General features: G+C 70.2%; 9 protein-coding genes and 1 pseudogene. 8 read left to right on the top strand and 2 right to left on the bottom strand.

All coding sequences use genetic code 11. The annotated features are described in order from the left end of the window. Both WBL06_RS15340 and WBL06_RS15335 read right to left on the bottom strand, forming a co-directional pair. Nucleotides 1–483 (bottom strand): annotated as a pseudogene (locus WBL06_RS15340) (molybdopterin-dependent oxidoreductase); the annotation flags it as partial. 50 nt (nucleotides 484–533) lie between these two features. Beyond that, the gene (locus WBL06_RS15335) at nucleotides 534–1,880 is read right to left on the bottom strand and encodes an MFS transporter (protein ID WP_424457520.1); all 1,347 of its coding nucleotides are present in this window, start codon (nucleotides 1,878–1,880) and stop codon (nucleotides 534–536) included. An 85-nt stretch (nucleotides 1,881–1,965) separates the two neighbouring features. On the opposite strand from WBL06_RS15335, the gene WBL06_RS15330 reads away from it, so the two are divergent. The 8 genes from WBL06_RS15330 to WBL06_RS15295 all read left to right on the top strand — a co-directional run. Continuing rightward, nucleotides 1,966–2,418, top strand: a complete 453-nt coding sequence (locus WBL06_RS15330) for a rhodanese-like domain-containing protein (protein WP_424457518.1) — start codon at nucleotides 1,966–1,968, stop codon at nucleotides 2,416–2,418. A 99-nt stretch (nucleotides 2,419–2,517) separates the two neighbouring features. Further along, nucleotides 2,518–3,180, top strand: a complete 663-nt coding sequence (locus WBL06_RS15325) for a GntR family transcriptional regulator (RefSeq protein WP_424457516.1) — start codon at nucleotides 2,518–2,520, stop codon at nucleotides 3,178–3,180. Next, nucleotides 3,177–4,682, top strand: a complete 1,506-nt coding sequence (locus WBL06_RS15320; RefSeq protein ID WP_424457514.1) for an MmgE/PrpD family protein — start codon at nucleotides 3,177–3,179, stop codon at nucleotides 4,680–4,682. The genes WBL06_RS15325 and WBL06_RS15320 overlap by 4 nt, the downstream gene beginning before the upstream one ends. Continuing rightward, the gene (gene prpB / locus WBL06_RS15315) at nucleotides 4,682–5,605 is read left to right on the top strand and encodes a methylisocitrate lyase (RefSeq protein WP_424457512.1); all 924 of its coding nucleotides are present in this window, start codon (nucleotides 4,682–4,684) and stop codon (nucleotides 5,603–5,605) included. The genes WBL06_RS15320 and prpB overlap by 1 nt, the downstream gene beginning before the upstream one ends. A gap of 1 nt (nucleotide 5,606) precedes the next feature. Continuing rightward, a complete protein-coding gene (locus WBL06_RS15310) occupies nucleotides 5,607–6,728 on the top strand; it encodes a bifunctional 2-methylcitrate synthase/citrate synthase (protein WP_424457511.1) in 1,122 nt (373 codons plus the stop codon). Between the two features lie 50 nt (nucleotides 6,729–6,778). Further along, nucleotides 6,779–7,840, top strand: coding sequence for a type III polyketide synthase (locus WBL06_RS15305; protein WP_424457509.1), 1,062 nt, complete (start codon nucleotides 6,779–6,781; stop codon nucleotides 7,838–7,840). Continuing rightward, nucleotides 7,837–8,373, top strand: a complete 537-nt coding sequence (locus WBL06_RS15300) for an isoprenylcysteine carboxyl methyltransferase family protein (RefSeq protein ID WP_424457507.1) — start codon at nucleotides 7,837–7,839, stop codon at nucleotides 8,371–8,373. Before WBL06_RS15305 ends, WBL06_RS15300 begins: the two co-directional genes overlap by 4 nt. Continuing rightward, a partial coding sequence (locus WBL06_RS15295) for an NAD(P)/FAD-dependent oxidoreductase (protein WP_424457505.1) occupies nucleotides 8,373–8,804 on the top strand: 432 nt, incomplete at its 3' end. The genes WBL06_RS15300 and WBL06_RS15295, both read left to right, overlap by 1 nt.

Here is an 8,804-nt window from a genome sequence, read left to right as displayed (position 1 = left end):
ACCGGCCCAGGTGAGGAACCGCCGGCGGCTGAGGTCGCCCTCCCGCGGTTCGGGCGCGGGGCGTTGCTTCAACAGCGCCGTCAAGACGAGGGTGGCCGCGACGACCGCGACCGTCGCGGGAATGGCGTCGAAGACGGATGCCCCCGCCCGCGTCACGGCGGCGACGATGCCGAAGGCCCCGCCGGCGACGATGAGCAAGCGGGCGAGCAGCGGCCGCCGCGCGTGTAGCACCCCGGCCGCCCCGGCGAGCGCGACCAGCACCAGGCCGATGCCGACGAGCAGCGCGGCCTTGTCGGCGGTTCCGAACAGAGCGATAGCGGCATCCTTCGCCCACGGCGGGGCGAGGTCGATCAGCAGCGACCCGACGACGAGCACCGGGCTGGCGCGTGGGGCGAGCAGGCCGGCGACGAGCTCCGCGACGCCGAGACCGAACGCGACGGCCCCGACGCCCGCAAGAGCGGGCAACACCCAGGCGCGTCTCATGCCAGCACCCTACGTGCGCGGCTGTGTCTCAGGCCCGAGATTCGGTGACACTACGGTGACGGTTTGCGCGCGTCGTAGTGGCGGAACGACCCCTGCACCCGCACGAGCACCGCGATCAGGCCGATGATGAGGATGCCGCCCAACACGGGCGGGAACCACAACGCCACCGCGGTCGCGAACACGCCGATGTAGAGGTCGCCGATGCGCGGTCCCCCCGCCACGACGACCGTGAAGATGCCCTGCAACCGGCCGCGCATCGCATCCGGAGTCGCCATCAGCAGCATCGTGCCGCGGAAGATGGCGCTGATCTCGTCGCTCGCCCCCATGCCGAGCAACGCGAACGCCGCGATGCCGAGAGCGACCGGGTTGACCTGGCCGAAGTCGCTGCCGACCTCGGCCACCCACCCGTTCGCGAGCGCCACCTGCATGCCGAGCACGGTGACACCCAGCAGCAGCACGAAACCGCCGTAGACCGAGATCGCCCGACCGATCGCGACGCCGTGCCGGTGCACGTGCCCGACCGGCCCGCTGAACAGGCTCGCGAGGAACGTGCCGACCGCCATCGACGCCGTGAGGATGCCGACGGTCACCGGGCCGCCGCCGAAGACGAGCACGCCGAGTGCGGGGAACAGCACATGCGGCCGCCCGAAGGTCATCGCGACGATGTCGACGAGAAACGACATGCGGATGTTGGGGGCACGCCGAAGGAACGCGATGCCCTGGGTGAGCGACTTCCAGCCGGGGCGCTCGACGCCCTCCGACGGCGCCATCCGGGGCAACGTGACGATTCCGAGGAACATCGTCGAGAACAGCAGCACGTCGACGAGGTAGGTCCAGCCGTAGCCGACGCTCGCGACGAGCACGCCGGCGAGGGCCGGCCCGAAGGTGAGCTGGATGCCGAAGGCGATGCCGTTGAGCGCGCTCGCTGCAGGCACGAGTTCGCCGGGAAGCAGGCGCGGCGTCACGGCCGAGCGCGTCGTCATCTGCACCGTCGCCGAAACCGAGCTGAGAGTTGCGAGCACGTAGAGGGGCCAGACCGGAACCTCGTCGGCGGGAAGCCCCGAGTCGTACCAGGCGAGCACGGCGAGCCCGATGACCGACGTCCACCCCACGAGGGCGCTCACCAGCAGCACGCGCTTGCGGTCGAACGCGTCGGCGATCATTCCGCCCCATAGGCCCGCGACGATCATCGGGACGAGGGCGATGCCGCCGACGAGAGAGACCGCGAAGGTGGATGCCGTGATGTCGTAGACCTGCAGGCCGACGGCGACGACGGTGAGTTGCGCGCCGATGCCCGAGATCGCGCCACCGAACCAGAGCCGGGCGAACGCCGGCGAAACGCGCAGCGGGGTGGTGTCGACGAACCGCCGGCGTTTCGGCGGGGTCTCGTCGGTCACTTCATCGAGCGTACTGGCGGCTCTTCGATGGTCGCTGGCGGTCCGCCCCCTCCCGGTCGCGAAACCGCGCTTCTACGGTGAGACCATGACTTTCAGCACCATTGACCAGTCCGAGGCCGCCCGGCACTTCGCCGCGAAACTGCGCTTCGAGACCGACCCCTCCGACGTCGCGGCCGCGTTCGCCGCGGGCGACGACTTCGTGCTCGTCGACTCCCGCGGTCACGCGCCCTGGCACCAGGGCCGCATCGCGGGCGCCATCCACCTGCCGCACGCCGAGATCGCCGACCGGGCGGCCGACCTCATCCCGATCACGACTCCGGTCGTCGTGTACTGCTGGGGGCCGGGATGCAACGGGTCGACCCGCGCGGCTTTGCAGTTCAGCAAGCTCGGGTATGCGGTGAAAGAGATGATCGGCGGCTTCGAGTACTGGGCGCGCGAGGGTCTCGAGATCGTCGATGACTCCGGCCCGATCACCCGCGCGGTCGACACGCTGACCGCGCCGCGCGGCGCAGAACGCGCGATCAGCTGCGATTGCTGAGCGCGTTCTGGATACCGCAGCCGCCGTTTCGACGCGCTGTGGCATCCGATTCGGTGTTTTTGTATACAGAACGGCTGAATCGGCGTAATGTGGCCCGCTGTGAGGGCGAGCGATCAGGCGTACGCGCGGCTGCGGGAGGAGATCCTGCACTGGCAGTTGCTGCCCGGCACGCAACTCTCCGAGATCGAGCTCGCTGAGCGGCTCGGCGTCTCGCGCACCCCGCTGCGCGCCGCCCTCGCGCGACTCGCCCTCGAAGGGCTCGTCGACACCTCGCGGGGTCGCACCGGCGTCGTGTCGGATGTCTCGGCCGCGAGCATCACCGACCTCTTCGAGTTGCGGGAAGCGCTCGAGACCCAGGCCGCTCGGCTTGCCGCTCGCCGATGTGACCCGGTCGTCTTCGACGGGCTCGCGACGCGGTTCGCCGCCGCCCCCGAGCTGCTGCACTCCGCGGGGGCCGACGCCTACTACGCCCTTGTCGCCGAGTTCGACGCGGCCCTCGATGCGGCCCTCGGCAACGCCGTCTACCGCGGAGCTCTCGACGGGGTGCGGCTGCACCTCGCCCGGGCACGCCGCATCGCGACCGCCAACCCCGAGCGACTCGTGCGCTCGGCCGAGGAGCACCGGTTGATCTGCACCGCGATCCGCGACGGCGATGCCGCGCTCGCCGCATCCGCGACGACCGTGCACCTCAAGGCATCCCTCACCACCATCCTCGACACGCTCGCCGGCCCCGATTCGGCCACCCAGAAAGGCACCGCATGAAGCTGCACCCGCTGCGCACCTACCGCTCCGACGAGAACCTGCCCCGGGAGGAGCAGCTCGCCTGGAAGGTGGCGCAGGTCGCCGTCGACTCGGTCGCCGTCGAACTCGACGTCGCCGAGATGATCGTCAACCGGGTCATCGACAACGCCGCCGTCGCGGTCGCGTCGATCGGTCGGGCCCCGGCCGTCGCGGCGCGCGGGCAGGCAGAGGCCCACCCGGTTTCGACGGGCGGTGCGGGTGCGACCGTCTTCGGCGTCGAGGGGCGCCACAGCCCGGAATGGGCCGCCTTCGCCAACGGGGTCGCGGTGCGCGAGCTCGACTACCACGACACCTTCCTGGCGGCCGACTACTCGCACCCCGGCGACAACATCCCGCCGCTCCTCGCCGTCGCGCAACACGCCGGGCTCGACGGCGCGGCCCTCGTGCGCGGCATCGCGACGGGCTACGAGATCCAGGTCGACCTGGTGAAGGCGATCTCGCTGCACCAGCACAAGATCGACCACGTCGCCCACCTCGGGCCGTCGGCCGCCGCGGGAATCGGCACGCTGCTCGGACTCGCCCCCGAGGTCATCTATCAGGCCGTGTCGCAGGCGCTGCACACGACGACGGCGACTCGGCAGTCGCGCAAGGGCGAGATCTCGACCTGGAAGGCGTACGCGCCGGCCTTCGCGGGCAAGATGGCGATCGAGGCGGTCGATCGCGCGATGCGCGGGCAGACCTCGCCGTCGCCGATCTGGGAGGGCGAAGACGGTGTCATCGCCTGGCTCCTCGACGGTCCCGAGGGCCGGTACGAGGTGCCGCTGCCTACCGCCGGGGAGCCCAAGCGGGCGATTCTCGACACGTACACGAAAGAGCACTCCGCCGAGTACCAGGCACAGGCGTGGATCGACCTCGCGCGTGACCTCGGGTCGCGGCATCCCGAGCTGCGCGACCCCGCCCGGGTGGAGCGGATCGTGCTGCACACCAGCCACCACACCCATTACGTGATCGGCTCGGGCGCGAACGACCCGCAGAAGTTCGACCCGACCGCCTCGCGGGAGACTTTGGACCACTCGATCCCGTACATCTTCGCCGTCGCCCTGCAAGACGGCGCCTGGCACCACGTCGACTCGTACCTTCCGGAGCGGGCTGGGCGCCCCGACACGGTCGAGTTGTGGCACAAAGTGTCGACCGTCGAAGACCCCGAGTGGACCCGCCGGTACCACTCGAACGACCTCACCGAGAAGGCGTTCGGCGGCCGCGTCGAGATCGACCTCGCCGGTGGGGCCCGCATCGTCGAGGAGATCGCCGTCGCCGACGCGCATCCGCTCGGTGCCCGCCCGTTCGCCCGCCCGCAGTACGTGCAGAAGTTCCGCACCCTGGCATCCGGAGTTCTCGCCGACGCCGAGATCGAGCGCTTCCTCGACGTCGCGCAACGGCTGCCCTCGCTCCGCGCCGACGAACTCGCGGGCCTCAACGTCGTCGCCGCCGGGCTGGCGACTCCGCCGAAGGGCCTGTTCTGATGCTGCACACGACAGTGACGCCGAACGAGAAGCGGCAGGCGTTCCGGGCCGGATTGGGGTCGGGCACGATCCAGCGGTTCCCCGGGGCGTTCACCCCCTTGAGCGCGCGCCTCATCGACGACAAGGGATTCGAGGGGGTGTACATCTCGGGTGCGGTCATGGCGAACGAGTTGGGGCTGCCCGACATCGGGTTGACGACGCTCAGCGAGGTGGCGCAACGCGGTGCGCAGATCTCCCGCAACACCCGCCTGCCGACCCTCATCGACGGCGACACCGGATTCGGCGAGCCGATGAACGTCGCCCGCACGGTGCAGGTGCTCGAGGACGCCGGCGTCTCGGGCGTGCACCTGGAGGACCAGGTGAACCCGAAACGCTGCGGGCACCTTGACGGCAAGGATGTCGTCGACGAGAAGACGGCGGTCAACCGCATCCGGGCCGCCGTGCAGGCACGCCGCGACCCCGACTTCGTGATCATGGCGCGCACCGACATCCGCGGGGTGGACGGGCCCGGTGTTGGTGGGCTCAGCGCGGCGCTCGACCGCGCGAAGGCGCTGCAGGATGCCGGCGCCGACGCGATCTTCGCCGAGGCGATGGCCGACCTCGGCGAGTTCGAGGCGATGCGCGGGGCCATCGACGTTCCGATCCTGGCGAACATGACCGAATTCGGAAAGAGCGACCTCTTCACTGTGCAACAACTGCAGGATGTCGGCGTGAACATGGTGATCTTCCCGGTGTCGCTGCAACGCATCGCGATGGGGGCGATCGAGCGCGGGCTCGACGCGCTCGCCGCGACCGGCACACTCGCCGCGGAGGTGCCCGAGATGCAGACCCGCGCCCGCCTCTATGAGCTGGTCGACTATGCCGCCTACGGTGAGTTCGACGCGGATGTTTTCACCTTCGACCTGAGAAACAACAGGAGCTGACATGGCAGAGACCGAAATCCGAAAGGGCCTCGCGGGGGTCGTCGTCGACACCACGGCGGTCTCGAAGGTCAACCCCGACACCAACTCGCTGCTCTACCGCGGCTATCCGGTGCAAGAGCTCGCCGAGAAGTGCACCTTCGAAGAGGTCGCCTACCTGTTGTGGAAGGGCGAGCTGCCCGATCCCGACCAGCTCGAGGGCTTCGAGCGGCTGGAGCGGTCGCGCCGCCACATCCCGACCGTGGCGAAAGACGCGATCGATCTGCTCCCGGTCGACGCCCACCCGATGGATGTCGTGCGCACCGCCGTGAGCGCGCTCGGCGCCGCCGACCCGAGCGCAGCCGACGCCGACCCCGAGGCGAACCTCGACAAGGCGATCACGCTGTTCGCGCAGCTGCCGGCGATCGTTGCCTACATCCAGCGCCGCCGCCGCGGACTCGACCTGGTCGAGCCGCGGGACGACCTCGGATACTCGGCCAACTTCCTGCACATGACCTTCGGCCAGGTGCCCGACCTCGTCGTCGTGACGGCGTTCGACGTGTCGATGATCCTGTACGCCGAGCACTCCTTCAACGCGTCGACCTTCACCGCCCGGGTGGTCACGTCGACCCTGGCCGACCTCTACTCGGCGGTCGTCGCGGCGATCGGCGCGCTCAAGGGCCCGTTGCACGGGGGCGCCAACGAGGCGGTCATGCACATCTTCGACGAGATCGGGTCGGCCGATGCGGCGGAGGGCTGGCTGGATACCGCGCTCGCCGAGAGGCGCAAGATCATGGGATTCGGGCACCGCGTCTACAAGAACGGCGACTCGCGCGTGCCGACGATGAAGGCATCGCTCGACACCCTCATCGCCGAGTACGACCGCCCCGACCTGCTCGCGCTGTACGACACCCTCGAGAAGGCGATGGATGATCGCAAGGGCATCAAGCCCAACCTCGACTACCCGTCGGGCCCGGCGTATCACCTCATCGGTTTTGAGACCGAGCTGTTCACTCCGCTCTTCGTCGCCTCGCGGGTGACGGGGTGGACGGCGCACATCCGGGAGCAACTCGAAGCCAACGCGCTCATCCGACCGCTGTCGCACTACGTCGGGCCTGAGCAGCGCGAGGTGCCCGAGCGCGGGTGACGTCGCGCAAGACCCCCCGCCCACGACGCCAGCGGTGATACCGTCCGGACATGTCGCGAATCGTGGCGGTAGCGCCGGCGCTGCCTGAGTATGCGTACCCACAGAGCGACATCACCGCCGAGCTGGCCGAGCTCATCACCCACGACGCCACGAAGCGCGCGGTGCTCGCGCGGTTCCATGCCGCCAGCGGCATAGGAACTCGGCACACCGTGCTGCCGCTCGAGCAGTACCGCGATCTGCACTCCTTCGGCGACGCCAATGACATCTGGATCCGCGAGGGTACGGCGCTCGCGACCCGCGCCGTCGCGGCTGCGTTGACGACGGCGGGGCTTCTCCCTGAGGATGTGGACTACCTCTTCTTCACGTCGGTAACGGGCATCGCGGCGCCGTCGATCGACGCGCGCCTCGTGCCCTCTCTGGGTCTGCGGTCGAACGTCAAGCGGGTGCCGTCGTTCGGCCTCGGCTGCGTCGCCGGCGCCGCCGGTCTGGCGCGCGTGCACGACTACCTGCTCGGGCACCCCGACGAGATCGCGGTGCTCGTATCGGTCGAACTCTGCTCGCTCACCCTGCAGCGCGACGACGACTCGGTGGCGAACTTCGTGGCGAGTGGATTGTTCGGCGACGGGGCCGCAGCGGTGATCGTCGCCGGCGCGACCCGGGCGGCCGAGCTCGGACTTCCCGGCCCCGACATCCTCGGTACCCGCGCGGCGCTCTACCCCGACAGCGAGTCGGTGATCGGCTGGGACATCGGCGGCACCGGGTTCCGCATCGTGCTCACCGCCGCGGTCTCCGACACGATCGACGCGAACATCGCCGCCGACGTCGACGGGCTGCTCGCCGACCACGCCGTCGGGCGGGGCGACGTGTCGGCGTGGGTCGCGCATCCCGGTGGGCCGCGGGTGCTGGAGGCCTTCGAACGCGGGCTCGCCCTGACGCGCGGTGACCTCGCGGCATCCTGGAGGTCGCTGGATGCGGTGGGCAACCTGTCGTCGTCGTCGGTGTTGCACGTGCTCGCCGACATGCTCGTGCAGCCGGCAGGCACCCATGGCGTGCTGTTTGCGCTCGGCCCGGGTGTCACGAGCGAGTACGTGCTGCTGAAATGGGCGGCATGATGTTGACAAGCGCTGCGCTTTTCACGGCTTTCGTGCTGCTCACCGGCGTGGAGCGGCTCGTCGAACTCGTCATCTCGAAGCGCAACGCGGGCTGGGCTTTCGCGCGCGGGGGCGTGGAGTCGGGGCGCGGCCACTTTCCGGCGATGGTTGCCCTGCACACCGGGCTGCTCGTCGGCGCGATCGCCGAGGTGTGGTTGCTCGACCGCCCGTTCATCCCGGGGATCGGCTGGCCGATGCTCGCGATCGCGCTGCTGTGCCAAGCCGGGCGGTACGGGGTGATCTGGGCGCTCGGCCGGCAGTGGAACACCCGCGTGATCGTCGTTCCCGGGATGCCGCTGCAGCGCCGCGGACCCTACCGCTGGGAGTGGCTGCGGCATCCGAACTACGTCATCGTCGCGGTCGAAGGCATCGCGCTGCCGCTCGTGCACTCCGCGTGGATCACGGCGCTCGTCTTCACGGTGCTCAACGCGATCCTGTTGCTGCGCTTCCGCATCCCGGCCGAGGAGCGCGCGCTGCGAGCCGCGGCATCCTGATGTCGCTCGACACCGAGGTGCTCGTTGCCGGTGGCGGACCGGTCGGCCTCGCGAGCGCGATCGAGGCCCGGATGGCGGGGCTGGACGTCACCGTCGTCGAACCGCGCGACGGGCCGATCGACAAGGCGTGCGGCGAGGGCCTCATGCCCGGCGCGCTGCCGGAACTCGCCCGTCTCGGCGTCGACCCCGACGGGATGCCCTTCGTCGGGATCGCCTACCTCGATGGGCGCCGTCGCGTCGAGCACCGCTTCGACGGAGGGCCGGGCCGCGGCGTGCGCCGCACCGTGCTGCACGCCGCACTGCGGAAGCGGGCTGTCGCCGCGGGGGTGCGCTTTCACGAGGGCCGGGTCGACGCGGTGCATCAACGCGCGGGCTTCGTGGAGGCCGTCGGGCTCCGCGCGGCGTGGTTGCTCGGGGCCGACGGCCTGCAC

This window comes from Pseudolysinimonas sp. (assembly GCF_049651805.1).
GTDB lineage: Bacteria > Actinomycetota > Actinomycetes > Actinomycetales > Microbacteriaceae > Pseudolysinimonas_A.
The sequence above is the reverse complement of the archived record's forward strand: the minus strand, read 5'-3'. Positions and strand labels throughout refer to the sequence as shown.

Coding starts and splice junctions, on each gene's coding strand:
- WBL06_RS15330 (WP_424457518.1), top strand. CDS start 1,966: ATGACTTTCAGCACCATTGACCAGTCCGAGGCCGCCCGGCACTTCGCC.
- WBL06_RS15320 (WP_424457514.1), top strand. CDS start 3,177: ATGAAGCTGCACCCGCTGCGCACCTACCGCTCCGACGAGAACCTGCCC.
- prpB (WP_424457512.1), top strand. CDS start 4,682: ATGCTGCACACGACAGTGACGCCGAACGAGAAGCGGCAGGCGTTCCGG.
- WBL06_RS15310 (WP_424457511.1), top strand. CDS start 5,607: ATGGCAGAGACCGAAATCCGAAAGGGCCTCGCGGGGGTCGTCGTCGAC.
- WBL06_RS15305 (WP_424457509.1), top strand. CDS start 6,779: ATGTCGCGAATCGTGGCGGTAGCGCCGGCGCTGCCTGAGTATGCGTAC.
- WBL06_RS15300 (WP_424457507.1), top strand. CDS start 7,837: ATGATGTTGACAAGCGCTGCGCTTTTCACGGCTTTCGTGCTGCTCACC.